Annotated in this window: 20 protein-coding genes, 5 tRNA genes and 1 pseudogene; 12 read left to right on the forward strand and 14 right to left on the reverse strand. The window is 64.5% G+C overall.

Annotated elements, in window-relative coordinates:
- Positions 1-148: 148 nt before the first annotated feature.
- Positions 149-1,294: pseudogene (locus tag J7367_RS04510) on the reverse strand (GAF domain-containing protein); the annotation flags it as partial.
- A gap of 211 nt (positions 1,295-1,505) precedes the next feature.
- Entirely contained in the window at positions 1,506-1,886 is a 381-nt protein-coding gene (locus J7367_RS04515; RefSeq protein ID WP_007964402.1) for a response regulator, read from the reverse strand.
- A gap of 138 nt (positions 1,887-2,024) precedes the next feature.
- On the opposite strand from J7367_RS04515, the gene J7367_RS04520 reads away from it, so the two are divergent.
- Together J7367_RS04520 and J7367_RS22450 are read left to right on the forward strand one after the other, a co-directional pair.
- Positions 2,025-2,111 (forward strand) — tRNA-Leu (locus J7367_RS04520).
- Positions 2,112-2,479: 368 nt separating this feature from the next.
- Complete coding sequence (locus J7367_RS22450; protein WP_254894404.1) at positions 2,480-2,614, forward strand: hypothetical protein; 135 nt, start codon at positions 2,480-2,482, stop codon at positions 2,612-2,614.
- Positions 2,615-2,953: 339 nt separating this feature from the next.
- Here J7367_RS22450 and J7367_RS04525 read toward each other — a convergent pair.
- The 6 genes from J7367_RS04525 to J7367_RS04550 form a co-directional block, all read right to left on the reverse strand.
- Positions 2,954-3,029 (reverse strand) — tRNA-Glu (locus J7367_RS04525).
- A 47-nt stretch (positions 3,030-3,076) separates the two neighbouring features.
- Positions 3,077-3,152: transfer RNA gene (locus J7367_RS04530), tRNA-Ala, on the reverse strand.
- Positions 3,153-3,909: 757 nt separating this feature from the next.
- Positions 3,910-3,985, reverse strand: a tRNA-Glu gene (locus J7367_RS04535).
- A gap of 46 nt (positions 3,986-4,031) precedes the next feature.
- Positions 4,032-4,107: transfer RNA gene (locus tag J7367_RS04540), tRNA-Ala, on the reverse strand.
- A gap of 90 nt (positions 4,108-4,197) precedes the next feature.
- Complete coding sequence (locus J7367_RS04545; protein WP_005915693.1) at positions 4,198-4,659, reverse strand: cytochrome c; 462 nt, start codon at positions 4,657-4,659, stop codon at positions 4,198-4,200.
- An 8-nt stretch (positions 4,660-4,667) separates the two neighbouring features.
- Complete coding sequence (locus J7367_RS04550; RefSeq protein ID WP_057662211.1) at positions 4,668-5,060, reverse strand: c-type cytochrome; 393 nt, start codon at positions 5,058-5,060, stop codon at positions 4,668-4,670.
- Between the two features lie 204 nt (positions 5,061-5,264).
- Between J7367_RS04550 and J7367_RS04555 the strand changes: the two genes are divergently transcribed.
- The 3 genes from J7367_RS04555 to J7367_RS04565 are packed head-to-tail and all read left to right on the forward strand — an operon-like array spanning position 5,265 to position 12,987.
- Entirely contained in the window at positions 5,265-6,398 is a 1,134-nt protein-coding gene (locus J7367_RS04555; protein ID WP_057662209.1) for an efflux RND transporter periplasmic adaptor subunit, read from the forward strand.
- Positions 6,395-9,904 carry an efflux RND transporter permease subunit gene (locus J7367_RS04560; protein WP_057662205.1) on the forward strand — a complete coding sequence of 1,170 codons (3,510 nt, stop codon included), beginning with the start codon at positions 6,395-6,397 and terminating at the stop codon, positions 9,902-9,904. The genes J7367_RS04555 and J7367_RS04560 overlap by 4 nt, the downstream gene beginning before the upstream one ends.
- On the forward strand, positions 9,901-12,987 hold the full coding sequence (locus tag J7367_RS04565; protein WP_057662202.1) for an efflux RND transporter permease subunit: 3,087 nt from the start codon (positions 9,901-9,903) through the stop codon (positions 12,985-12,987). Before J7367_RS04560 ends, J7367_RS04565 begins: the two co-directional genes overlap by 4 nt.
- 462 nt (positions 12,988-13,449) lie before the next feature.
- On the opposite strand, the gene J7367_RS04570 is transcribed toward J7367_RS04565, so the two are convergent.
- From J7367_RS04570 to zwf, 5 genes are all read right to left on the reverse strand, one after another.
- Entirely contained in the window at positions 13,450-14,109 is a 660-nt protein-coding gene (locus J7367_RS04570; protein ID WP_057662197.1) for a bifunctional 4-hydroxy-2-oxoglutarate aldolase/2-dehydro-3-deoxy-phosphogluconate aldolase, read from the reverse strand.
- 52 nt (positions 14,110-14,161) lie between these two features.
- Positions 14,162-16,078, reverse strand: coding sequence for a phosphogluconate dehydratase (gene edd, locus J7367_RS04575; RefSeq protein ID WP_007963533.1), 1,917 nt, complete (start codon positions 16,076-16,078; stop codon positions 14,162-14,164).
- A gap of 130 nt (positions 16,079-16,208) precedes the next feature.
- Positions 16,209-16,928: a 6-phosphogluconolactonase gene (pgl, locus tag J7367_RS04580; RefSeq protein WP_022559168.1), complete on the reverse strand. Its 720-nt coding sequence runs from the start codon at positions 16,926-16,928 to the stop codon at positions 16,209-16,211.
- A complete protein-coding gene (gene glk / locus J7367_RS04585; RefSeq protein ID WP_005929801.1) occupies positions 16,925-17,932 on the reverse strand; it encodes a glucokinase in 1,008 nt (335 codons plus the stop codon). Before glk ends, pgl begins: the two co-directional genes overlap by 4 nt.
- Positions 17,929-19,359: a glucose-6-phosphate dehydrogenase gene (gene zwf, locus J7367_RS04590; RefSeq protein WP_057662194.1), complete on the reverse strand. Its 1,431-nt coding sequence runs from the start codon at positions 19,357-19,359 to the stop codon at positions 17,929-17,931. Before zwf ends, glk begins: the two co-directional genes overlap by 4 nt.
- A gap of 420 nt (positions 19,360-19,779) precedes the next feature.
- On the opposite strand from zwf, the gene ugpC reads away from it, so the two are divergent.
- Positions 19,780-20,868: a sn-glycerol-3-phosphate ABC transporter ATP-binding protein UgpC gene (gene ugpC / locus J7367_RS04595; protein WP_007963519.1), complete on the forward strand. Its 1,089-nt coding sequence runs from the start codon at positions 19,780-19,782 to the stop codon at positions 20,866-20,868.
- A 133-nt stretch (positions 20,869-21,001) separates the two neighbouring features.
- Here ugpC and J7367_RS04600 read toward each other — a convergent pair whose 3' ends face one another.
- Complete coding sequence (locus J7367_RS04600; RefSeq protein ID WP_057662191.1) at positions 21,002-21,874, reverse strand: folate-binding protein YgfZ; 873 nt, start codon at positions 21,872-21,874, stop codon at positions 21,002-21,004.
- Positions 21,875-21,913: 39 nt separating this feature from the next.
- Between J7367_RS04600 and J7367_RS22205 the strand changes: the two genes are divergently transcribed.
- The 6 genes from J7367_RS22205 to J7367_RS04630 are packed head-to-tail and all read left to right on the forward strand — an operon-like array spanning position 21,914 to position 25,755.
- On the forward strand, positions 21,914-22,084 hold the full coding sequence (locus J7367_RS22205) for a DUF1674 domain-containing protein (RefSeq protein ID WP_005929790.1): 171 nt from the start codon (positions 21,914-21,916) through the stop codon (positions 22,082-22,084).
- A gap of 56 nt (positions 22,085-22,140) precedes the next feature.
- Positions 22,141-22,536 (forward strand): succinate dehydrogenase, cytochrome b556 subunit, encoded by a 396-nt coding sequence (gene sdhC, locus J7367_RS04610; RefSeq protein WP_007963517.1) that lies wholly within the window; start codon positions 22,141-22,143, stop codon positions 22,534-22,536.
- Positions 22,533-22,919, forward strand: a complete 387-nt coding sequence (gene sdhD / locus J7367_RS04615) for a succinate dehydrogenase, hydrophobic membrane anchor protein (protein ID WP_022559171.1) — start codon at positions 22,533-22,535, stop codon at positions 22,917-22,919. Before sdhC ends, sdhD begins: the two co-directional genes overlap by 4 nt.
- A 33-nt stretch (positions 22,920-22,952) precedes the next feature.
- Positions 22,953-24,743: a succinate dehydrogenase flavoprotein subunit gene (gene sdhA, locus J7367_RS04620; protein WP_057662188.1), complete on the forward strand. Its 1,791-nt coding sequence runs from the start codon at positions 22,953-22,955 to the stop codon at positions 24,741-24,743.
- A 9-nt stretch (positions 24,744-24,752) separates the two neighbouring features.
- The gene (locus J7367_RS04625) at positions 24,753-24,956 is read left to right on the forward strand and encodes a hypothetical protein (protein WP_033481041.1); all 204 of its coding nucleotides are present in this window, start codon (positions 24,753-24,755) and stop codon (positions 24,954-24,956) included.
- 16 nt (positions 24,957-24,972) lie between these two features.
- On the forward strand, positions 24,973-25,755 hold the full coding sequence (locus J7367_RS04630; RefSeq protein ID WP_007963513.1) for a succinate dehydrogenase iron-sulfur subunit: 783 nt from the start codon (positions 24,973-24,975) through the stop codon (positions 25,753-25,755).
- Positions 25,756-25,829: the final 74 nt, after the last annotated feature.

Below are 25,829 nucleotides of genomic sequence, written 5' to 3' on the forward strand. Positions count from 1 at the left end.
CTGCCGGCGATGGGGAGCGTGCGTCTGTGAACCGGGAAATTCCCGCGGAAAGCGCCAGAAATGGCGAAATTCCGAAGTTCCAAAAGCCACTCTTCGGAACGACGCCACCTTCCGCCCTGTCAGGTCTCGTTGTTCAGACCTTCCCTAAGGCGCGCTCGCCCTTCAGTGCCAGGCTCCAGGCCTGCTCGGACAGGCGCAGACCATCGGCAGTGTGTGCGAGGTGCCAGGCGGCATCTTCGTTGTTGGAAGGATCCAGGCCGGTGTACTCGTACCAGCGTTGATTGAAGTAGTGCGGCCGTCCGTCCGGATCGGCGATGAAGATGATCTGCGGCAGCGTATTGGCGAGGCGGCGCAGGCGTGCTTCGTTGGCCGCGAGTTGCTGCTGCGCCTTGGCCCGTTGCATCGATTCCCAGCAGCGTGCCACAACCAATCGCACCAGTTCGATCTCCGCCGACAGCCAGCGCCGCGGTGCGCGCTGATGGACGCCGATCGCTGCCACCAATCGGTCGTGCTTGTGCAACGGAATGGCCAGCGAGGCGCGCAAGCCGGAGCGGCGGTACTGCTCGGCCACATAGTCCGGTGCACCCGGCGCCAGCGCATCGGTCGTGAACCAGGGGCGGTTTTCCAGCAGCGCATCGCGCAGGCCCCGTGCCGCCTCCAGTGGGAAATCGCCTTGCAGGCTCGGCATGTCCTGCACATGGTCGCTGATGACATGCATGGTGCTGCCATCGGCAGCGACCAGGCCGAATGCACAACGGTTCGCCTGCAGATGCTCGCCGAGCAAGCGCACGCTGGTGTCGATGATCTGCCGCGGATCGGACACGTACTGCAGTGCGTCTTCGAGCATCAATAAAAAACTGTCGCGACCATCGCTGCGGCGTTGTTCGCTGACATCAGTCGTTGAAACAGCAACGCCGATGTAGAGCGCGCCCAACTGCTCGCCCGATTGCAGCACTGGGCTGCATGACCAGCTCGCCAGATCCAGGGCGATTGTCGCTGCTGGCTCGCCATCGCCATCGGATGCATATGTCAGCGCCGCAAGCGGCTGCCCGAAGGCCGCCGGATGGCGTGGCCCCAGTAGTGCAATGCAGGCATCGTTGTAGATGCAGCGGTTGTCGCGGCCCCATACGAGCAGCATCGGAACCGGCGCATGCAGGCATATCGATAGCGCTGTGCGTAGCGCAGGGCTATCGCTTAGCAGCGCGTCCGCAGGATGCACTGACGCGGCCAGCAATGCTGCGGTTTCGCTCGTCTCCGGCAGCAAGCCGGCCAACGGCGACACGGCGATATCCATCCAGCGACCCGCCCGTCATTCTTCGATGGCAAATTCTAGTAGCAACCGGCCCGGCGCCGCTGATACCGCGCAGACGGCGATTCAGCTAATCGCTGCCCGCGCACCCAAAACAGCGCGCCGGTGGCGGGATGATGGGGTGTTAGAGAGAGGGCATGCGTGCCGCACCGGACGGTGGCACCGGGGCGGGCTGGCAGTGCGCCCGTGCTGTTGCTCAGCCCTCAGCGCCGCGCGACTCGCGCGCTTTGGACAATGCGCCAACCAGCTCTTCGGACAGATAGGGCTTGATCAGGATGACGCCACGTTCGAAACCGCTCGGGATGCTGCCGATGGCAACGCCGGTCGCCAGTACGAACGGGATACCGCGCTCCGACAACAGGCGTGCGACCGGTTCGCTGGTTTCGCCATTGCCCAAGCGATAGTCCAGCACTGCGATATCCGGTGCGTCGGCGGCGATCAGTTGCAAAGCATCGCGCACCTCGCCGACCGGGCCCATGACGACGGCACCCGCCTGAACAAGCTGCAGATCGAGCAGCATGGCATTCATGTCATCGTTTTCGACCACGAGTACCCGAACTCCACGCAACACCGACATTGCTTACTCCTTCACCAAGTCGGCCAGTATATCGGGACTGCCTGGACACGGCGCTGCAGACCCCGCTTGCACCTGAATTCGTCAGGCGCAAACTGACACTGTTCGTTTCAACAACAAGTCGCTATACTGCGCGGCCACGCCGAAGTGGCGGAATCGGTAGACGCAGCGGACTCAAAATCCGCCGCCCTTAAAAGCGTGTGGGTTCGAGTCCCACCTTCGGCACCAAGTTGTTGCAGCACCAGCGAAAGCCCTTCTGGAGAAGTCCGGTGGGGCTTTTTGCTGTATAGCCTTTCGTCAGGGTGTGGGGCTTGGTTGATCACAACGCGGACAGCGAGGCTGCCGACCGTCAGCGCGGTCCAGCCGAGCACGAAGGCGCAAGCGTGATCGTCGCGTGGTGCAGGACTGGCTGGGGCCGGCAGTCGATTCGCTTGCAAGTGCGTCTGCGTGGCGCAGATGCCTGATTGCCGGCTGTCCACGCATCGGGCACACAACTGCCGTGCGCCATGCAGTGCGCAGGTAACGGATGACGTTGCAGGCACGCGACCATCACGCCGCTTGCGTACCTTGGACGTTTCTTTTGAACAGGTGGCCCCATGGACTTCGATGCTTCGCAACAGCTACGCATCCTGCGCGACATCCACGACACCAAGCCGGTAGCCGACGAGGAGGGGAACTGGGCGGTACGCGCCGGCTATGCCACGCAAGCCGAAGATGGCGCATCGACCTGACGCACGAAGGTCGCAAGGCGCTGGATAGCGGGCAGACCTGAGGTGTTCCGCATAGTGCACTGCGTGGCTGGCTTCGAAATCGAACGGAGACTCTACTCATCGCAATAGCGTGCGATGGGGGCCCTGCGCCGCACTCGGAACGGATTGCGCGGTGGCGAGATGATCGGCTAGCGACGTAGCGGTTTGCGAGTGCGTAGAAGGGTGTTGCATGCAGGCTGCATCAGCGAGATGCACTTGCACCCCTCTGGTTGCCGCCCGCAATGGCCGCGACATACGTCCTAGATGCAGGTTAGGGACAGGCAAGAAAAAACCCCGGCAGTGCCGGGGCTTTTAGATGATTGGCGTCCCCACGGGGATTCGAACCCCGGTGTCCACCGTGAAAGGGTGGTGTCCTAGGCCTCTAGACGATGGGGACGCGTATCAAAACCTCGTTGTCCACTTGCGACGGCCTAATGTCTAAAGTGGTGGAGCCAGGCGGGATCGAACCGCCGACCTCCTGCATGCCATGCAGGCGCTCTCCCAGCTGAGCTATGGCCCCGCGTTGCTGCGAGCCGGCAATCATAGCGACATCGCCACGCGATGGGAAGTGGCTGGGCAACATTTGTAGCAAGAGCGCATCTGCCGGGGGAACTGCAAGGCCGTACGCGTCCGCTGCGACGATTGAACGGCAGCCGCGCCCACCTGGAACGCTTCAAGCGCCATCAGTCTTTGGTGTTCGCGGCGCAATGAATCGCGGTGACAGCGATATCGGCGCACTGGAGGCGTCGATGCCAGTGTGCGCTTGATTCGACAGCTGTCGATTTGCGAGCAACGGCTCTGCCGGGCCGGGCGTCAGGTCCGCTGCATCTGGTTTACAAGCAACGCCCGATCTTGCGTCCCTCGCTCGTCGTCATCGACGGCATGCGAGAGCGCGACCATCGCGCACACTGCGCTTTCGGCGCGGCGATCCTTAGCGACGCCGCTGGCAACGTCGCAACGTGGCAGCTGCGATGGCGGGCAGAGACATCTTCGGCAGCAAAAAATCCGCATGCGAACGCTCATGGGTTTGAGTAACACCGCAACTGGTCAAGCGCTGTGATCGAGCAGGCGTTGGCAGGGCGGTAATGGCCCGCCGAATGCCCGTGCGCGCGTACCGATGCGTGCACCAGGCGCTGCGCTCGCCGCGGCATGGATTCAGCTCTTCTATCCGCTGCATGATGCCAATGAACCCAGGGCATGCCCAACGTTGCGCGCGACTGGATTCGGCCAGGTGACAGGCAAAAAAAGCCCCGGCAGTGCCGGGGCTTTCAGATGATTGGCGTCCCCACGGGGATTCGAACCCCGGTGTCCACCGTGAAAGGGTGGTGTCCTAGGCCTCTAGACGATGGGGACGCGTATCAAAACCTCGTTGTCACTTGAGACGGCCTAATGTCTGAAGTGGTGGAGCCAGGCGGGATCGAACCGCCGACCTCCTGCATGCCATGCAGGCGCTCTCCCAGCTGAGCTATGGCCCCACGAAACTGAGAACGAAATGATAGCGGCCTGTTAATGTTCGCGCAAGCGCTTTTTCATTCCGAATGAGACGGTGTGGCGTCGCCTCCGCCTCAATTGACGCCGTGCAGATCGCGCAACTGCGTCTGCCGAGCACCGAAGTACGCTGCCAGGTCGGCGATGTCCTGATCGCTCAGCGCGGTGGCCTGGGCGGTCATCAACGGATGCTGACGGTCGCCGCTACGGTAGGCCTGCAGCGCATGCGCAAGGTAGTCGCCGTATTGGCCGCCCAGCTTGGGATAGCTGGGATCGATCGGCGCATTGCCATCGGCACCGTGGCAGTCCACGCAGCTCTGGCCGGTCGCCTTGCCCTTGGCATGGGCGAGCTTGTCGCCGGCGTCTGCGCGGCCGGTGGGCAGACCTGCCGACGAGCCGGAGCCGTGCTCGCCGCTGGCGTGACCGGGATCGCCGGCGGAGTGGTCGGTGGACTCAACCTGCGATTGGGAGCAGGCCGCCATCATCAGGGCAGCGACCAGGGCGATGGCTAGACGCGGAGCGTGCAGGGCGTTCGGCATGTGGGCGCTTACTTGAGGGTGGACAGAAAGGCGGAGATGTCGGCGATGTCCTGCTCGGAGAAGCTCTGCGCCTGTGCCTGCATGGTTGGATGTTTGCGCTTGCCCTGACGATATTCGGTCAACGCCTGGGTCAGGTACTGGCTGGTCTGGCCGCCAATCTTGGGCACGCGATAACTGGGGTAGGCGTTCTTATAGCCGGTGACGCCGTGGCAGCCCTGGCAGGTATAGGCGAGCAAGCGCCCATTTGACGGATTGCCGGTCGGCGCGGCAGGGGTTGCCACCGCGGCAGCAGGCGCCGGGGTGGCCGGAGCTACGGGTGTGGCCTGCGGTGTTGCTGATGCGCCCCCAAACGGCAGGAAGACGACCAGAGCGAGACAAGCGGCGAGCGGCTGCGGGCGCATGGTTTCGTATCCGGAAGACTGATTGAGCGTCCGCACGTGGGGGCGTGGCGGAACCGGACCGAGTATGCCTGCGATTTGGCGCGGCGCAAACCGGGTGAATAGGCCAACTTGAATAGACCATGACCTTTGGCGCATTGGCGGCATGTGCACTTGGGTGGTCTACTTGCCTACAACACCTGTTCACGCATCCACTAGGACACGACGATGTCGCCACTCTCCTTCTTGCCGGGTCGCAGCGGAACCTGCGCCGCTGCATTGTTGATCACCACAAGCCTGCTGCTGGGCGGTTGCAAGGCAGGAGAGGGGGAGGCCAAGGCGGCCGAGGAGAAGAAGGTGGTGGATGCAGTGCCGGTGGAAATCGCCAAGGCCGCGCGCCGTGCGGTCGCCGCCAGTTACACCGGCACCGCTGCGCTGGAGCCGCGCGCCGAGGCGCAAGTGGTGGCCAAGACCTCGGGCGTTGCGCTGTCGGTGATGGTGGAAGAAGGGCAGAAGGTATCGGCGGGCCAGGCGCTGGTGCGCCTGGATCCGGATCGCGCGCATCTGGCGGTCGCGCAGAGCGAAGCGCAACTGCGCAAACTGGAAAACAGCTATCGCCGCGCCACGCAATTGGTGGGCCAGCAGTTGGTCAGCGCCGCAGATGTGGATCAGCTCAAATTCGATGTCGAAAACAGCCGCGCGCAGCACCGGCTTGCAGCGTTGGAGCTCTCTTACACCACGGTGCAGGCGCCAATCTCCGGCGTGATCGCATCGCGCTCGATTAAGACCGGCAACTTCGTGCAGATCAACACGCCGATCTTCCGCATCGTCGACGATTCGCAGCTGGAGGCCACGCTCAACGTGCCCGAACGCGAACTGGCCACGCTCAAGTCGGGCCAGCCGGTGACCTTGCTAGCCGATGCGCTGCCTGGCCAGCAATTCGTCGGCAAGGTGGACCGCATCGCGCCGGTGGTGGATTCAGGCAGTGGCACGTTTCGTGTGGTCTGCGCGTTTGGCCAGGGGGCCGAAGCGTTGCAGCCGGGCATGTTCGGGCGCATCCGCATCGATTACGACCAGCGCAAGGACGCCTTGGTGATTCCGCGCTTGGCGTTGTTGGACGATGGCGAACCGGCAGTCTTCGTGGTGCGCAACGGCAAGGCCAGCCGCGTGCCGGTGAAGCTGGGCTATGCCGAAGGGCCATGGCTGGAAGTGCGGCAGGGCCTGAAGGAAGGCGATCAGGTGGTGACTGCCGGCAAGGTGGCGCTGCGCGACGGGACTGCGGTGCAAGTGATCGGCCAACCCGATCGCACGCCGGTCGCGACCAAGGCCGCTGCGCCCGCACATGATGAGACGCACGCATGAGCGAGAACGGCAACCCGCATGGACCCGTGCATGATCCGCACGCGCCACTGGCTGGCGGCGGTGGCCTGGTGGCCTTCGCCACGCGGCGGCGTGTGACCATCGCCATGATTACCGTAACGATGCTGCTGTTCGGGCTGATCGCGTTACGCAGCCTCAAGGTCAATCTGCTGCCCGATTTGAGCTATCCCACGCTCACCGTACGTACCGAATACACCGGCGCGGCGCCGGCGGAAATCGAAACATTCGTGACCGAGCCGGTGGAAGAAGCCGTCGGCGTGGTCAAGAACCTGCGCAAGCTCAAGTCGATCTCGCGCACAGGGCAGAGCGATGTGGTGCTGGAGTTCGCCTGGGGCACCAATATGGACCAGGCCAGCCTGGAGGTGCGCGACAAGATGGAAGCCTTGTCGCTGCCGCTGGAAACCAAGCCGCCGGTGTTGCTGCGCTTCAATCCTTCCACCGAGCCGATCATGCGGCTGGCGTTGTCGCCCAAGCAGGCGCCGGCCTCCGATACCGATGCGATCCGCCAGCTCACCGGCTTGCGCCGCTATGCCGACGAAGACCTGAAAAAGAAGCTCGAACCGGTGGCCGGCGTGGCAGCAGTGAAGGTCGGCGGCGGGCTGGAAGACGAGATCCAGGTCGACATCGATCAACAGAAGCTGGCCCAGCTCAACCTGCCGATCGACAACGTGATCACCCGGCTCAAGGAGGAGAACGTCAACATCTCCGGCGGCCGGCTGGAAGAAGGCTCGCAGCGCTATCTGGTGCGCACGGTGAACCAGTTCGTGGATCTGGACGAGATCCGCAACATGCTGGTGACCACGCAGAGCAGCAGCGGCAGCGCGGCCGAAGCGGCGATGCAGCAGATGTATGCCATTGCGGCGTCCACTGGTTCGCAGGCGGCGCTGGCGGCAGCGGCCGAAGTACAGAGCACCTCCTCCTCGTCCAGCAGCAGCATCGCCGGCGGCATGCCGGTGCGGCTGAAGGATGTGGCGCAGGTGCGCCAGGGCTACAAGGAGCGCGAGGCGATCATCCGCCTGGGCGGCAAGGAAGCGGTGGAGCTGGCGATCTACAAGGAAGGCGATGCCAACACCGTGTCCACGGCGGCGGCGTTGCGCAAGCGCCTGGAGCAACTCAAGGCGACCGTGCCGGGCGATGTGGAAATCACCACCATCGAGGACCAATCGCACTTCATCGAGCATGCGATCAGCGATGTCAAAAAAGATGCGGTAATCGGCGGTGTGCTGGCGATCCTGATCATCTTCCTGTTCCTGCGCGATGGCTGGAGCACGTTCGTCATCAGCCTGTCGTTGCCGGTGTCGATCATCACCACGTTCTTCTTCATGGGCCAGCTCGGACTGAGCCTGAACGTGATGTCGCTGGGCGGTCTGGCGTTGGCCACCGGCCTGGTGGTGGACGATTCGATCGTGGTGCTTGAAAGCATTGCCAAGGCGCGCGAACGCGGCTTGAGTGTGCTGGACGCGGCGATTGCCGGCACCCGTGAAGTGAGCATGGCGGTGATGGCGTCCACGTTGACCACCATTGCGGTGTTCCTGCCGCTGGTGTTCGTCGAGGGCATCGCCGGGCAGTTGTTCCGCGATCAAGCATTGACGGTGGCGATCGCGATCGCGATCTCGCTGGTGGTGTCGATGACGCTGATTCCGATGCTGAGCTCGCTCAAGGGCGCGCCGCCGATGGCGTTCCCGGACGAGCCGAGCCATCCGCAGTGGCAGCCCGAGCAGCGCTGGCTCAAGCCGGTGGCGGCTGGCCGGCGTGGTGCAGGTGCGAGCGTGCGCTATGGCTTTTTCGGAGCGGCATGGGCCGTGGTGAAGGTGTGGCGCGGGTTGAGCCGCGTGGTGGGGCCGGTGATGCGCAAGGCCAGCGACCTGGCGATGGCGCCGTATGCTCGTGCCGAGCGTGGCTATCTGGGGATCTTGCCGGCGGCACTGCGGCGTCCCTGGTTGGTGCTGGGACTGGCCGCGGCGGCGTTCATCGGGACGGTGTTTCTGGTGCCGATGCTGGGCGCGGATCTGATTCCGCAGTTGGCGCAGGATCGCTTCGAAATGACCGTCAAACTGCCTTCCGGCACGCCGCTGGCGCAGACCGACGCCGTGGTGCGCGAGTTGCAGCTGGCGCACGACAGGGACCCCGGCGTCGCGTCGCTGTACGGTGTCAGCGGCAGCGGCACGCGGTTGGATGCCAACCCAACCGAGAGCGGCGAGAACATCGGCAAGCTCACCGTGGTGATGGCCGGCGGCGGTAGCCCGGCGGTGGAAGCGGCGGCGACCGAGCGGCTGCGCAGCAGCATGGTCGGGCATCCGGGCGCGCAGGTGGATTTCGCGCGGCCGGCGTTGTTCAGTTTTTCCACGCCGCTGGAAGTGGAACTGCGCGGCCAGGATCTGGGCGAGCTGGAACGCGCCGGGCAGAAATTGGCGGCGATGTTGCGCGCCAACGGCCACTACGCCGACGTCAAATCGACGGTGGAAGAGGGCTTCCCGGAGATCCAGATCCGTTTCGATCAGGAGCGCGCTGGCGCTTTGGGGCTGACCACGCGCCAGATCGCCGATGTCATCGTCAAGAAGGTGCGCGGCGATGTGGCCACACGCTACAGCTTCCGCGATCGCAAGATCGATGTGCTGGTGCGTGCGCAGCACAGCGACCGCGCCAGTGTGGATGCGATTCGTCAGCTGATCGTCAACCCGGGCAGCAGCCGGCCGGTGCGCCTGGCCGCAGTTGCCGAGGTGTTGGCGACGACGGGGCCGAGCGAGATCCATCGTGCCGACCAGACCCGCGTGGCAATCGTGTCGGCCAGCCTGAAGGACATCGACCTGGGCGGTGCGGTGCGCGAAGTGGAGACGATGGTGCGCAAGGACCCGCTTGCAGCCGGCGTGGGCATGCACATCGGCGGGCAGGGCGAGGAGCTGGCGCAATCGGTGAAGTCGCTGCTGTTCGCGTTCGGGCTGGCGATCTTCCTGGTCTATCTGGTGATGGCTTCGCAGTTCGAGTCGCTGCTGCATCCGTTCGTCATCCTGTTCACCATTCCGCTGGCGATGGTCGGTGCGGTGCTGGCCCTGCTGATGACCGGCAAGCCGATCTCGGTGGTGGTGTTCATCGGCCTGATCCTGCTGGTGGGCCTGGTGACCAAGAACGCGATCATCCTGATCGACAAGGTCAACCAGCTGCGCGAAGACGGCGTGCCCAAGCGCGAGGCGCTGATCGAAGGTGCGCGCTCGCGCCTGCGGCCGATCATCATGACCACCTTGTGCACCTTGTTCGGCTTCCTGCCGCTGGCGGTGGCGATGGGCGAGGGCGCTGAAGTGCGCGCGCCGATGGCGATCACCGTGATCGGTGGATTGCTGGTCTCGACCTTGCTGACCCTGCTGGTGATACCGGTGGTGTACGACCTGCTGGATCGCCGCGCCGATGCGTATTACCTGGAGCGTGGCCGGCGCATGGGCGGGCAACGCGCGCAGGCGGCAGGCAACGTCGACGGGCTGGAGGCGCTATGAGCGTTGCCGCCTTCAGCATCCGTCGCCCCGTCACCACCATCATGTGCTTCGTGTCGCTGGTGGTGGTGGGCTTGATCGCGGCGTTCCGGCTGCCGTTGGAGGCGCTGCCGGATATTTCCGCGCCATTCCTGTTCGTGCAATTGCCCTACACCGGCTCCACGCCGGACGAGGTGGAACGCAACCTGGTACGGCCGGCCGAGGAAGCGCTGGCAACGATGACCGGCATCAAGCGCATGCGCTCGACCGCCACCGCCGACGGCGCGAACATCTTCATCGAATTCTCCGACTGGGACCGCGATATCGCCATTGCCGCCTCCGATGCGCGCGAGCGGCTGGACGCGGTACGCGACGATTTCCCGGAGGATCTGCAGCGCTTCCAGGTCTTCAAGTGGTCCAGCAGCGACGAGCCGGTGCTCAAGGTGCGCCTGGCCAGCCAGACCGATCTGACCGGCGCCTACGACATGCTCGACCGCGAGTTCAAGCGGCGCATCGAGCGCATCCCGGGCGTGGCCAAGGTGGAAATCTCCGGTGCGCCGCCGAACGAGGTCGAAATCGCGATCGCGCCGGATCGGCTCACCGCGCACGACCTCAGCCTCAACGACCTGAGCGAGCGCTTGGGCAAGCTCAATTTCTCGGTTTCTGCAGGCCAGATCGACGACAACGGCCAGCGCATCCGGGTGCAGCCAATCGGTGAACTGCGCGACCTGCAGGAATTGCGCGAGCTGGTGCTCAACGCCAAAGGCGTGCGGCTGGGCGACATTGCCGAGGTGCGGCTCAAGCCGACGCGCATGAATTATGGGCGGCGCCTGGATGGGCGCCCGGCCATCGGCCTGGATGTCTACAAGGAGCGCAGCGCCAATCTGGTGGAAGTGTCCAAGGCGGCCTTGAAAGAGGTCGAAGACATCCGCGCCCAGCCGGCGATGCGCGATGTGCAGGTCAAGGTGATCGACAACCAGGGCAAGGCGGTGACCTCGTCGCTGGCCGAGCTGGCCGAAGCTGGCGCGGTGGGCCTGTTGCTCTCGATCACGGTGTTGTTCTTCTTCCTGCGGCATTGGCCATCGACGTTGATGGTGACGTTGGCGATCCCGATCTGCTTCGCCATCACCTTGGGCTTCATGTATTTCGTCGGGGTCACGCTCAACATCCTGACCATGATGGGCTTGCTGCTGGCGGTAGGCATGCTGGTGGACAACGCCGTGGTGGTGGTGGAAAGCATCTACCAGGAACGCGAACGCATGCCCGACCAACCGCAGCGTGCCGCGCTGCTGGGAACACGCAGCGTGGCCATTGCGCTCAGCGCCGGCACCTTGTGCCATTGCATCGTGTTCGTGCCGAATTTATTCGGCGAAATCAACAACATCAGCATTTTCATGGCGCAGATTGCGATCACCATTTCGGTGTCGTTGCTGGCGTCGTGGTTGGTGGCGATCAGCCTGATTCCGATGTTGTCGGCACGCATGAAGACGCCGCCGATGGTGACCTCCGAGCGTGGCGTGATCGCACGGCTGCAGCGCCGTTACGCCCAGGTGCTGGCATGGACGTTGGCGCATCGCGGCTGGAGCGTGGCCGGCATCATTCTGGTCAGTGCGATCAGCCTGGTACCGATGAAGCTGACCAAGATCGACATGTTCGGTGGCGACGGCGGCAACGAGGCCTTCATCCAATACCAGTGGAAAGGCTCGTACACGCGCGAGCAGCTGGGCGAAGAGATCGGCCGGGTCGAAAACTATCTGGAAGCCAATCGCGCCAAATACCACATCACGCAGATCTACTCATGGTTCAGCGAGGTGGAAGGCAGCAATACGGTGGTGACCTTCGATGCGAGCAAGGTCAAGGACCTGCCGCCGCTGCTGGAAAAAATCCGCAAGGAGTTGCCGCGCTCTGCGCGTACCGATTACAGCATCGGCAACCAGGGCGATGGCGGCAATGGCAACCAAGGCGTGCAAGTGCAGTTGGTCGGCGATTCGACCGATGCACTGAAAGCGCTGGCCGACGATGTGATTCCGCTGCTGGCGCGGCGCAAGGAACTGCGGGATGTGCATGTCGATACGGGCGACCGCACCAGCGAGCTGGCGATTCGCGTCGACCGCGAGCGCGCAGCCGCATTCGGGTTCAGCGCCGAGCAAGTAGCCAGCTTCGTCGGGTTGGCATTGCGCGGTACGCCGCTGCGCGAGTTCCGCCGCGGCGACAACGAGGTGCCGGTGTGGGTGCGGTTTGCCGGCGCCGAGCAGAGCAAGCCTGAAGATCTGGCCAGCTTCACCGTGCGCACCAAGGATGGCCGCAGCGTACCGTTGCTGAGTCTGGTGGAGGTGCAAATCCGTCCGGCCGCCACGCAGATCGGGCGCACCAATCGGCAGACCACGTTGACCATCAAGGCCAATCTCGCCGAGAAGGTCACCGTGCCGGAGGCGCGCGCGGCGATGGAGGTGCCACTCAAGGCGATGCGTTTCCCGGCCGGCTACAGCTACACCTTCGACGGCGGCGATTATCAGAACGACGGCGAGGCGATGGGCCAGATGGTGTTCAATCTGGTGATCGCGTTGGTGATGATCTACGTGGTGATGGCGGCGGTGTTCGAGTCGCTGCTGTTCCCGGCGGCGATCATGAGCGGGGTGCTGTTCTCGATCTTCGGGGTGTTCTGGCTGTTCTGGATCACCGGTACCTCGTTCGGCATCATGTCCTTCATCGGCATCCTGGTGCTGATGGGCGTGGTGGTGAACAACGGCATCGTGATGATCGAGCACATCAACAACCTGCGCCGTCGCGGCATGGGGCGCACGCAGGCCCTGGTCGAAGGCTCACGCGAGCGTTTGCGGCCCATCATGATGACGATGGGCACCGCGATCCTGGCAATGGTGCCGATCTCGCTGACCAGCACCACGATGTTCAGCGACGGCCCGCCGTACTTCCCGATGGCGCGCGCCATCGCCGGTGGCCTGGCGTTTTCGACGGTGGTGAGCCTGCTGTTCCTGCCGACGATCTACGCGATCCTCGACGACATGAGCAGCGGTGCGGCGGCACTGGTACGCCGCGCACGGGGTGTGCCGAAGGCGAGGCCGTCGAGCGCTGCGCTGGAGTCGTGAAACCAACAGCGCGCAAGTCTCCAACGACATGATGCGCTTGAAGCCCCCCTCCCCACGGGAGAGGGGTGAGGGTACGGTGTGTACGGCCGGTGCAAGAATTGAAGCCCCCGCCTGTTAGTCACCGGCTTCGGTGAGGGGCGACAGCGCGGCCGGGGATCGGCTCTTCGGCGCGGCAGACATCCTGTCTGACGCGCCGTCGCGGCACATCCCTGTGCCGCTCTCCGCCGATCCCCGGCCACGCTGCCGCCCCGGTATGTCATTGCCAGGGCTTCGAGTGGAAAAGCCGCGCGCTCAAGGATGCTTCGAAAGATTTTCTTCGGCCTACGAGCGAACACTGCAGTGATCGCCGTCATGCAGGATCACTCGATCTTCAATGCCGTCCTTAGCGAATCCGTACACCTGTATCGACGTACAGATTCGAAGTCTTCCAACGATCAACCCGCTGGAGATGGCGTCAGCGCGTCAGCCCGCCCGCACCTGCCGCACGATCGCCGCCGCCTTGGCCGAACTTTCCCTGACCTTGTCCCACTGGCCTTGTGCCAGCCAGTCCTTGGGGACCATCCACGAACCGCCGATGCACAGCACATTCGGCTGCGACAGGAACTCGGCGGCGTTGGACTCGCTGATGCCGCCGGTGGGGCACAGTTTGAGCTCGGACAACGGGCCAGCCAGGCCCTTGAGCATCTGCAAACCGCCCACAGCGGTGGCCGGGAACAGCTTGCAGACGCGGAATCCCAGTCCCATCAATGTCAGTAGCTCGGTCGGGGTGGCCGCGCCAGGAACCGCCGGGATCGGCGCATCCGCCAGCAAGCGCGCCAGCGGCGCCGGCGTGCCCGGGGTCACCAGGAAGTCTGCACCGGCATCCACCGACTGACGCAGCTGCAATTCGCTCAGCACGGTGCCGGCGCCGATCACGATGTTGGGCAACTCGCGCTTGAGCATCGCCAGCGCATCGATCGCAACCGGCGTGCGCAGGGTCAGCTCGATCGCGGGCAGGCCGCCTTCGAGCAGCGCATCGGCGACGCGGCGCGCCTGGTCCAGCGTGTCCACGGTGACCACCGGCAGGATGCCGGCATCGCGCAGCAACTGTTCGGCGGTGTTCTGGGTCTGGGCAATCGTCATTGCAACTCCGGGTGACGGCGACCGGCGGAGCGGTCGCAGGGAGGGAAGGGGGTCAGGCGTCCTTGGACTCGTGCGGTGCCGCGGCGGCTGCGGCATCGGCACCGAGTTCGTACTCGGCGTCGTAGCTCCACAGCGCACCGTCCGGATGGGTCGGGCCGCAGGAAATCGAGATCGCGCCCTGGTCGGCGGGGCCGACGACCTGGCGGTTGATGGCGAACAGATTGCGGCCCAGGTCGTTGCCGGCAATGGACGTATTGGGGGCAACCTCGCGCGATGCCCATTCTTCGGCCGAGACCAGCACTTCCAGGGTGCCGGCTTCGCCGTCCAGGCGCACGATGTCGCCTTCGCGTACGCGGCCGATCGGGCCGCCGCGCGCCGCTTCGGGCGTCAGGTGGATTGCGGCCGGGAACTTGCCCGAGGCACCGGACAGGCGACCGTCGGTGACCAATGCCACGCGCCGGCCCTGGTTCTGCAGCAGGCCCAGCAGCGGCGCCATCGAATGCAGCTCAGGCATGCCGTTTGCGCGCGGGCCCTGGTAGCGCAACACCACCACGAAATCGTGCGGCAACACGCCGGCGGCGTGCAGTTTGTTGAGTACCTGCGGTGTATCGATCACCACCGCAGGTGCCTGGATGCTGCGGTGCTGCGGCTTGACTGCCGACAGCTTGATCAACGAGCGGCCGAGGTTGCCGCGCAGCAGGCGCAGCCCGCCTTGCGATTCGAAGGCATCGCCGACCGGACGCGCCACGCTGTCGTCGGCGGTAGTGGCGGTGCCCGGCACGTAGGACACCTTGCCGTCCTGCAGGCGCGGCTCATTGATGTAGGCACGCATGCCGCCTTCCACCACGGTGGGCAGATCGTCGTGCATGTAGCCGGCGTCCATCAGTTCGCGGAACACGAATGCCGTGCCGCCTGCGGCCTGGAAGCGATTCACGTCGGCTTCGCCGTTCGGGTAGATACGGGTCAGCAGGGGCACGGTCTGCGAGATCAGGTCCATGTCGTCCCAGGTCAGTACGATGCCGGCCGCACGCGCCACTGCGATCCAGTGGATGGTGTGGTTGGTCGAGCCGCCGGTCGCCATCAACGCGACCACGGCATTGACGATGGCGCGCTCGTCGATCAAGCGGCCGAACGGACGGAAGTCCTCGCCCAATGCCGAGATCGCCAATGCGCGCGCGGTGCCTTCGCGGGTCAACGCATCACGCAACGGCAGCTCCGGATTGACGAACGAGGCACCGGGCAGCTGCACGCCCATCGCTTCGAGCAATACCTGGTTGGAGTTGGCCGTGCCGTAGAAGGTGCAGGTGCCTGGCGAGTGGTAGGACGAGGCTTCGGCCTCCAGCAGCTCGGCGCGGGTGGCTTCGCCAGCGGCGTAGCGTTCGCGCACTTCGGCCTTCTGCTTGTTCGGGATGCCCGGCGTCATCGGGCCGGCCGGCATGAAGATCGCCGGCAAATGGCCGAACGCCAGCGCACCGATCAGCAGGCCCGGCACGATCTTGTCGCATACACCCAGGTACACCACGCTGTCGAACATGTCGTGGCTCAGGCCGATGGCTGTCGCCTGGGCGATGTTGTCGCGCGAAAACAGCGACAGCTCCATGCCGGCGCGGCCCTGGGTCACGCCGTCGCACATCGCCGGCACGCCACCAGCCACCTGTGCGGTAGCACCAAGCGTGCGGGCAGTCTCGCGGATCAGCTGCGGGTAGTGCTCGAACGGCTGATGTGCCGACAACATGTCGTTATAGGCAGTGATGATGCCCAGGTTCGGCGTGGCCGCACCGCGCAGACGCGATTTGTCGCCCGGCTCGGACGCAGCGAAGCCGTGCGCAAGATTGCCGCAGCTCAACCGGCTACGGAACGGGCCCTCACGCAGGGCGGCATCGAGACCGGCCAGATACGCCGCGCGCGAGGGAGCGCTGCGCTTGCGGATACGGTCGGTGACGGCTTGGATATTCGGATGCAGGCTCATTGGCTACCGGCTATGAGAAACAGGGGGAAGGAAATGCTCTTTTAATTCCCCGCACATGGATGTACGGGCTGTTGCGAGGGACTCGCATCACATCGGCTGTTGCGAGGAACTCGCATCAAACCACTTGCATTCAAGCACACCAATGCACCCGCAACCGCGGACCAGGCTGCTGCAGCGCCACGCGGATGGGATATTCGTTGACATCGTCGCCTGCAAGCGCAGCCTGCAGCACGTCCAGCTTCTGCTTGCCACGCAACAGCAGCAGGCGCGTTGGAATGCTGGCAAGGCCTGCAGGCGTCAGGGTGATGCGCAACGGCCATTGGTTCGAGCCCGGGCAGCCCGTGGCATCCAGCGATGCGTACGGCTGCGGGCTGGCGAGCGCTTTGGGCAGGTCGGTGGCACCCGGAAACAACGAGGCGGTGTGCCCGTCGCCGCCCATGCCCAGCACCGCCAGACAGGCTGGTTCGGCATGCCTGGCCTGCAGGTTGGCGGTGTGCACGCATTCGGGCAGTTGCTTGCCCGGACGGACCAGCGGAATGAAGGTCGCGGCCGGTGCGTGGGTCAGGAAGCTGTGATTGACCAGCCAGGCATTGCTGTCCTGATCCTGCGGCGACAACCAGCGTTCATCGACCAGGCCAACTTCCACCCGCGACCAGTCCAGCGGCCGGTGGGCGAGGGACTCGTATACCGGCGCCGGCGTGGTACCGCCGGACAACAGCATGCGTGCCTGGCCACGCCGGGAGATCTCCTGTTCCAGCAGGTCGGCCATTTCGCTGGCCACCGCCTCGGTCCATTCGGCCGGGTCGTCGTAGCGCACCAGGGTGATGCGCGGGTTGTTTTGCAGATTCATCGCTGCTCCCCGGGGTGCTGACGTTGTGCATCCACCGCGTAGGCGGCGGCGCCCAGCAGGCCGGCATGCGGGTGCATGACCGCCAGCGATGGCACCTTCGACATGATCGCGGAGAAACGGCCCTTGTGTTCGAAGCGCTGGCGAAAGCCGGAATGCTGCAGCGAATCCAGCACCTTGGGCACCAGCCCGCCGGTGAGGAACACGCCGTCCCAGGCGCCCTGCATCAGCACCATGTCGCCGGCGATCGCACCGAAGATGGCGCAGAACAGATCGATGGTGCGCGAGGACCGCGGGTCGCCCGCAGCCGCGCGTGCGGTGATGTCCTTGGGTTGCAGCGGGCCCGGATCGACCCCCGCGATCTCGCTCAACGCGCGATGGATATTGACCAGGCCCGGACCGCAGATCAGCCGCTCGTTGGAGACCCGGCCGAACTGCTCGGACAGGATTTCCAGGATGCGGATTTCTTCCGGCGTGCCGGGCGGGAAGCTGACATGGCCGCCTTCGGTTTCCAGCGGAAAGCAGCGCCCGTTGCGGATGATCAGGCCGCCCACGCCCAGGCCGGTGCCCGGGCCGATCACGCCATAGTTGCGCGCTTGATCGATCGGTGCCGGACGCCAGCTGGCGCCGCCTACCTGCACCACGTCCTGTGGACGCAGCAGGCTGATCGCCATTGCCTGCGCGGCAAAGTCATTGATCAGATGCAAGGTGCTGAAACCCAGCATGGTGGCGGTGCGCGAGCGCGAGATCACCCACGGGTGGTTGGTGATACGCGCTTCGTCGCCATCCACGCGGCCCGCCACGGCGAACACACCCTGGGTGGCCTGCACGCCGATCTGGTCGAGGTAATAGCGCGCCGCTTCGCCCAGCGAACCGAAGTCCACCACCGCAAATTCGCGCGAGGTGTCATCCAGCAACGGCACCGAGGCGTCGACATCGGCCAGCGCGAAGCGCGCATTGGTACCGCCGATATCGGCAACCAGCACCGGCTTAGAAGGAGCGGTCATGCGTTGTTTCCCTGTGCGTCGGTGGCCGGGGGCAGGAAGTGGGTGGCCGATTCGGGACCCCAGCTGCCGGCCGGGTAGGGCTGCAGCGGCAGTGCGGCGTCTTTCCAGGCGTCGCTCACGCTGTCGATCCACGACCACGCCGCCTTGACCTCGTCGTCGCGCACGAACAGCGCCGGGTTACCGTTGAAGGCGTCGACGAACAGACGTTCATAGGCGATACGACGGTGCAGGCCGGTCGGCACCGACAGTTCCAGTTCCAGCGGCTGCAGTTCGATCGCGCCCCATTCCGGGCCAGCCAGGCTGCTCATCAGGCCGAGTTCGATGTTTTCCTGCGGCTGCAACTGGAAGGTCAGGCGGTTCGGCACCGCGTTCTGGCGGTCGGGGCGTTCGAACAGCCAGTGCGTCACCGGCTTGAGCGTCACCACGATGCGGGTGGAGCGCTCGGCCAGACGCTTGCCGGTGCATAGGTGGAACGGCACGCCGGCCCAGCGCCAGTTATCGATATGCGCGGTGACGGCGACAAAGGTTTCCACGTCGCTGCCTTCCGGCGGGTGGTAGGCCTGCGCCGGCTGGCCGTTGATGCTGCCGGCGGTGTAGCGGCCGCGCACGCAGTCGTGCGCGGCGTGCTCGGCGGTCATCGGGCGCAAGGCGCGCAGCACCTTGACCTTCTCATCGCGGATGCGGTCGGCTTCCAGCGAGGCGGGCGGCTCCATTGCCACCAGGCACAACAGCTGCAGGATATGGCTCTGCACCATGTCGCGCAGGGCGCCGGAGCGGGCGTAGTAGGCGTCACGCCCGTCAACGCCTTCGCTTTCGGCGACCAGGATCTGCACCGACTCGATGTAGGTCCGGTTCCAGACCGCCTCCAGCAGCGTGTTGCCGAAGCGCAGCGCGATCAGATTCTGCACCGCCGCCTTGCCCAGGTAATGGTCCAGGCGGAACACGCGGTCTTCGTCGATCAGCGCGCCAATCGACTGCAGGATGCCACGGGCGCTGTCCGAGTCGTGGCCGATCGGTTTTTCCAGCATCAAGCGATGCGGTGCCGCCAGCGCGCCACCCAACGCCAGGCCCTGGCAGGTACTGATGTACAGGCCGGGCGGGATCGCCAGATAGCTCACACACCGACCGCTGGCCAGTTCGCGGACCGCGTCGGCCACCGAATCGGCATTGCGCAGATCCACCGAGCGATAGTCGACCCGCTGTAGCAGCGTGTCGATCTGTTCGGCGGTAGCGATCGGCAGCGCTTCGGTCAGGCGCGGCCGCAGCACGTCGCGAAATCCATCGGTGTCGTGCGGCGACAGCGCCAGCGCACGGATGCGGAAGTCGTCCGGCAGCAGGCCGTCGATGAACAGACGCAGCAGGGAGGGAAAGAGATAGCGCTGGGCAAGATCGCCGGTGGCGCCGAACAGGATCAGGGTGTTGTGCATGGACCGCGTTTCAGATTCTGGAGACATCGTTATCAGCAGCTTGGCGGAAAGGCGCCGGTCGGCCGGCGGTCGGTACGTCTGTTCCTGAGCGACACTTGCGTGCGCGCAGCGGGGGATGGACGCTGACACCCAATCCCGGATTGTTGCAGCAACTGGCGATCAGCGGTTAGCGCCACGGCGGCATAGCTGCACCTGCGTGACGGCATGCCATGCTGCGTGCGGCGAGCTGCACTGCAGGCAATGGCGTCATGACTGAGTGGTGGCATGCTCCTCCGGCGATCGATGTTGCCATGTGAAAACGATTACATGTCAGAATAAACCAATGCATTCGTTTGCAGGAAGTTCCTTGCAAGCGCATGTCGCGTCACCGCCATCGGGAGGGCCGAGGGCAGGGCGCACAACTTACGTTGAGGCCGAACGATGGCGAAAGTGCAGTTGGAAGGTGTCCGCAAGGTCTACGACAATGGCCAGGTGGCGGTGCAGGGCGCGAGTTTCGAAGTGGCCGACGGCGAGCTGATGGTGCTGGTGGGGCCGTCCGGCTGCGGCAAGTCGACCTTGTTGCGCATGATCGCCGGGCTTGAAGACATCAGCGCCGGCACGCTGAAGATCGGCGAGCGCGTGGTCAACGACGTGGCGCCAAAGGATCGCGACATCGCCATGGTGTTCCAGAGCTACGCGCTGTATCCGCACATGACCGTGGCCGAAAACCTGGCGTTCGGGCTCAAACTGCGCGGGCATCCCAAGCAGGTCATCGCCGAACGCGTCAACAACGCCGCGGAGTTGTTGGGTCTGACCCCGATGCTGGACAAGCTGCCCAAGGCGATGTCCGGCGGTCAGCGTCAGCGCGTGGCGCTGGGCCGGGCGATGGTGCGCGAATCCTCGGTGTTCCTGCTCGACGAGCCGCTGTCCAACCTGGACGCCAAGTTGCGCCACAGCGTGCGCACCGAGATTGCGCAGCTGCACCGCAAGCTTGGCACCACCATGATCTACGTCACCCACGATCAGGTCGAAGCGATGACGCTTGGCCAGCGCATCGTGGTGCTCAAGGATGGCGTGATCCAGCAGATCGACAGCCCGATGGCGCTGTACGACCGTCCGGCCAATCTGTTCGTCGCCGGTTTCCTGGGCAGCCCGGCGATGAACGTGCTGCAGGGACGTTTGGACGCGCACGACGGCCTGCACCTGGTCATGGCCGATGGTTGGCGCGTCCCGCTTGGCGCGGCGCGGGTCGATGCGGGTTGGTTCGGCCAGGACGTGATCGTCGGCGTACGCCCGGAACACTTGCAGCCGTCCGACGATGCGGTGCTGGGCTTCGATGCGCGTGTCGATGTGATCGAGCCGGTCGGCAACGAGATCTTCCTCAATCTCGACCGTGGCGGTCAGCCACTGGTGATCCGTGTCCCGCCGCAGAGCTTGCCGGCGGTGGGCCAGCCGTTGCGCCTGGCATTGCGCAGCGAGGCCTTGCACTTTTTCGATCCAGCCACCGGGCAGCGGCTGGAGGCCGCGTAGGCCGACTGGTCAAACAGGCACGCCGCCGCCAGACGGGCACGGCTGGCGTTCGGAATCGGCGGGTGCCGCTTTGTCACTGAGGTGCTGCATGACGTCGACGCCCACCTGGCACGGCTCGCGACTGTGTTAGCTGCTAACGCTCCAGCCCCGTCGTAAGTGCGCGTGGCCGGGCGCCATGCGTGCCTGCCTGCAACGCGGTACCGGCGTCCAGCGTCAGCTCCAACGGCAATACCGCCAGCGCAAGGTTACCCGCCACGCTCACCACTGTGCCGATCGCGCTACCGTCCAGTGCGACGGCATCGCCTGCATTCACGGCAGCACCGGTTTCCAGCAACTGCAACGCGCGCTTGGCCTTGCCCAGAAAGTGCGTCCGCGCCACGATTTCCTGGCCCGGGTAGCAGCCTTTCTTGACGCTGTACGCCTGCAGGCGGTCCAGTGCCAACTGCTGCGGCGTCCATTGTTCGCGCTGGCCCTCGACCAGCCGGGCGAGCCCCAGTTGCAGATCGGTCGTCCGCCACTGCGCATCTGCACTCGGCAGTTCGATAGGCGTCGCCAATGCATCCGGGCTGTAGAGCAATAACGTGCGCGGCAGCGCGGCGCTGCCCAGATCCAGCTCGATACGCTGCGTTCCGATCTCGGCCCGTGCGGCATGCGCGTGCTCCGGTGCTGCGAAGCCGCCGTAGGCAAACAGCGTGGCAGTAACGATTTTCAGCTTGCGGCGGAACACGAAACGGCTGAGTTGCGTGGCGATCTCGGCCGCGTTGCCGTCCGGCAACAGCATCAGTAAGTGTGCGTCGTCCTCACGCAGGAGTGCGAAGATGGCAATCACGCGCCCCTTCGCCGTCAGCCACGCGTTCCACTGCCACTGCCCAACCGCCAGCGCCTGTACGTCGTTGGCAAATTGGGCATGCGCAAACGCCACTGCATCCGTACCGGCCAGTCGGACGTATTGCATGTCGTGCAGGGAGCCAAAACCCTGCGGAATGAGATTCAGGTTGTCAGCCACGGAAGGGGAGGACTAAAATCGCCAAGTTGTGAGAGCACTATGATAGGCCATCCAACCCCCACCCCAGCGCAGGATTCCGAGACGCAGCCTTCTTCTCAGGAGCATATTCCCGAGAAAAAGCCACTGCCGAAGGAGATTGGTGGGCGCGACGGCCCCGAGCCAACGCGCTACGGCGACTGGGAAAAAAATGGACGCTGCATCGATTTTTGAGCAGCTTTTAGCCACAGCGGCCTAGTGCCGCCCAGCCGAGAAAACGAGCCCAGCGAATGGCGATCCGCGAACGTCCTCTCTCCCCGCATCTCCAGGTATACCGTTGGCAGATACAGATGGTGACCTCGATTCTCAATCGAGCCACCGGCATCGTACTGTCTGTCGGCGCACTGGGAATTGCCGCTGCCTTGCTCACATTGATGCTTGGCCCCGACCATTGGAATTGTTTCCGCGATCAGGCGGCAACCTGGTATGGGCAGGTCTTCCTGTTCGGCTGGACCTGGTCGTTCGCCTTCCACCTGTTCGGTGGCCTGCGCCACATGCTGCAGGACTTCGGGCAAGGCTACGCCGTGCGCTCGTTCATCAGCATGGGTTGGTTGTCGGTGGTTCTGAGCCTTGTGCTCACCGCTGCCATCTGGGCTTACGTGTTGCTGTCCGGAGGTGCCGTATGAGCCGCTACCGTACCCCGCTGAAGAATGTGCGCGGCCTGGGTGCCGCCAAGACCGGTACCGAACATTTCGTGATCCAGCGCTTGACCGCGGCCGCACTGGTACCGCTGTCGATCTGGTTCCTGATCTTCGTGCTGAGCCTGATCGGTGCCGATCACGCTGCTGCCAGCGCGGCAGTGGCCAAGCCGTGGAATGCGATCCTGCTGGTGGCCTTCCTCGTCGCTTCGTTCTGGCATGCGCAACTGGGCATGCAGGTGGTGTTGGAAGACTACGTGCACGACGCGTTGCTCGCACTGATTGCGCAAACCCTCGTGCGTTTTGTTGCCGTGCTGGGCGCCATCGTCAGCGTGTTTGCCGTGGCGCGTATCGCGCTGGGCATGAGCTGAGTCGTCAGCGACCAAACAGGAACCCATAATTCGATGTCCGCTTACAAGATCACAGAACACAAGTACGACATGGTCGTGGTGGGCGCCGGTGGCGCCGGCCTGCGCGCCACGTTCGGCCTGGCCCAGAAGGGCCTGCAGACGGTCTGCCTGACCAAGGTCTTCCCGACCCGTTCGCACACCGTGGCAGCGCAGGGCGGTATTTCCGCAGCGCTGGGCAACATGGGCGAAGACGATTGGCGTTATCACTTCTACGACACCATCAAGGGCTCCGATTGGCTGGGCGACCAGGACGCGATCGAGTACATGTGTCGCGAGGCGATTCCGGCCATCATCGAACTCGAACACTACGGCGTGCCGTTCTCGCGGACCGAAGAGGGCAAGATCTACCAGCGCCCGTTCGGTGGCATGACCACCAAGTACGGTGAAGGCCCGTCCGCGCAGCGTACCTGCGCCGCAGCCGATCGTACCGGCCACGCCATGCTGCATACGTTGTATCAGCAGTCGTTGGCGCACAACGCACGCTTCATGATCGAGTACTTCGCGCTCGATCTGATCTTCGACGAAGAAGGCGTCTGCCGTGGTGTGCTCGCACTGGACATGGCCGAAGGTTCGCTGCATCTGTTCCGCGCCCACGGCGTGGTGCTGGCGACCGGCGGTTACGGCCGTGCCTACTTCAGCGCCACCTCCGCACACACCTGTACCGGTGATGGCGGCGGCCTGGTGATGCGTGCGGGCCTGCCTGTGCAGGACATGGAATTCGTGCAGTTCCATCCCACTGGCATCTACGGTGCGGGCTGCCTGATCACCGAAGGCGTGCGCGGCGAAGGCGGCATCCTGCGTAACAGCAATGGCGAGCGCTTCATGGAGCGCTACGCACCGCATTACAAGGACCTGGCTTCGCGCGACGTGGTGTCGCGTTCGATGACGGTGGAAATTCGCGAAGGCCGCGGTGTAGGCGAGCACAAGGATCACATCCTGCTCGACCTGACCCACCTTGGGCCGGAAGTGATCAACGAAAAGTTGCCCGGCATCGCCGAAAGCGCACACATCTTCGCCGGTGTGGACGTGACCAAGCAGCCGATCCCGGTGCTGCCGACGGTGCACTACAACATGGGCGGTATTCCGACTAACTTCTACGGCGAGGTCGTGCGCAAGCAGGGCGACGATGCGGATGCCGTGGTGCCGGGCCTGTATGCCATCGGCGAGGCGGCGTGCGTCTCGGTCCATGGTGCAAACCGTCTGGGCTCGAACTCATTGCTGGACCTGGTGGTGTTCGGTCGCGCGGTCGCCAACCGCTGCGCCGAAACGGTCAAGCCGAATCAGCCGCACAAGACCTTGCCGTCCGATGCCTGTGACAAGGCCTTGGGCTTGCTGGACAAGCTGCGTCACGCCAACGGCTCCACGCCGACGGCCGTGATCCGCGACAACATGCAGCGCACCATGCAGTCGGACGCCGCCGTGTTCCGCACCAGCAAGACGCTGAAAGAAGGCGTGGACAAGATGGCCGAGATCTTCGCCACCTTCGAGGACGTCAAGGTGTCGGACCGCTCGCTGGTGTGGAATTCGGACCTGATCGAGACCTATGAATTGAACAACCTGCTGCTCAACGCGGTGGCGACGATCAATTCGGCCGAACAGCGCAAGGAAAGCCGCGGCGCGCACTCGCACGAAGACTTCCCGGACCGCGACGACGTCAACTGGCAGAAGCACACGTTGGTGACCGTCGACGACAAGGGCAAGTGCGAGTTCGACTACCGCCCTGTGCACATGTACACGCTGAGCCAGGATGTGGACGTGGTCCCGCCGAAGCCGCGCGTTTACTGATCGATGCGCATGCAGCGACCCACCGTTGCCTTGTCATCGCTCGTCATCGCCTCTGCGCGTGGCAGCGAGGCGGTGCAGCAGTTTGGTCGTCGCATGACGCTGGAGCAGCGCCGGCAGATGGCTGGTCGCTGCGCGACTGCTTCGGCAGTGGCATTCGTCATCTTTACCTTCATGCGCACGGTGCGGTTGTCGTTCGCACCGCGCATCGCCTGAGCCAACGAGAGCAGCTATGGCAGAGTTCACCCTCCCCAAGAATTCAAAGATCGGCAAGGGCAAGCATTACCCTGCACAGGGCGCCAAGAACACGCGCACCTTCAAGGTCTACCGCTGGGATCCGGACGTCGACGCCAACCCGCGCACCGACAGTTACGAGATCGATCTGGATAAATGCGGCCCGATGGTCCTGGACGCGCTGATCAAGATCAAGAACGAGATCGACCCGACGCTGGCATTCCGTCGCTCCTGCCGCGAGGGCATCTGCGGCTCGTGCGCGATGAACATCGACGGCACCAATACGCTGGCCTGCACCAAGGCGATTGCCGCGTGCGGCAAGTCCGAGGTGCCGATCTATCCGCTGCCGCACATGAGCGTGATCAAGGACCTGGTGCCGGACCTGACGCACTTCTATGCGCAGTACGCGTCGATCAAGCCGTGGATTCGCACCCAGACGCCGCCGCCGCCGGATCGCGAGCGCCTGCAGTCGCCGGAAGACCGCCGCAAGCTCGATGGATTGTACGAGTGCATCCTGTGCGCCTGCTGCTCGACCAGCTGCCCGAGCTACTGGTGGAATGGCGAGCGGTATCTGGGCCCGGCCATCCTGCTGCAGGCCTATCGCTGGATCATCGATTCGCGCGACGAAGACACCGGTGCGCGCCTGGACGATCTGGAAGACCCGTTCAAGCTGTATCGCTGCCACACCATCATGAACTGCGCACGGACCTGCCCGAAGGGCTTGAATCCGGCGCTGGCGATCGCCGAAATCAAGAAGTTGATGATGGCGCGTCGCGCCTGATCGCACGGCATTGATTCCCCACCACGGGGATGTGGTTCGCAGCGGCACCGGCCCTTGGGTCAGGTGCCGCTGTC

The organism is Xanthomonas sp. D-36-1, from assembly GCF_017746155.1.
In the GTDB taxonomy this organism is placed as follows: domain Bacteria; phylum Pseudomonadota; class Gammaproteobacteria; order Xanthomonadales; family Xanthomonadaceae; genus Xanthomonas; species Xanthomonas cissicola.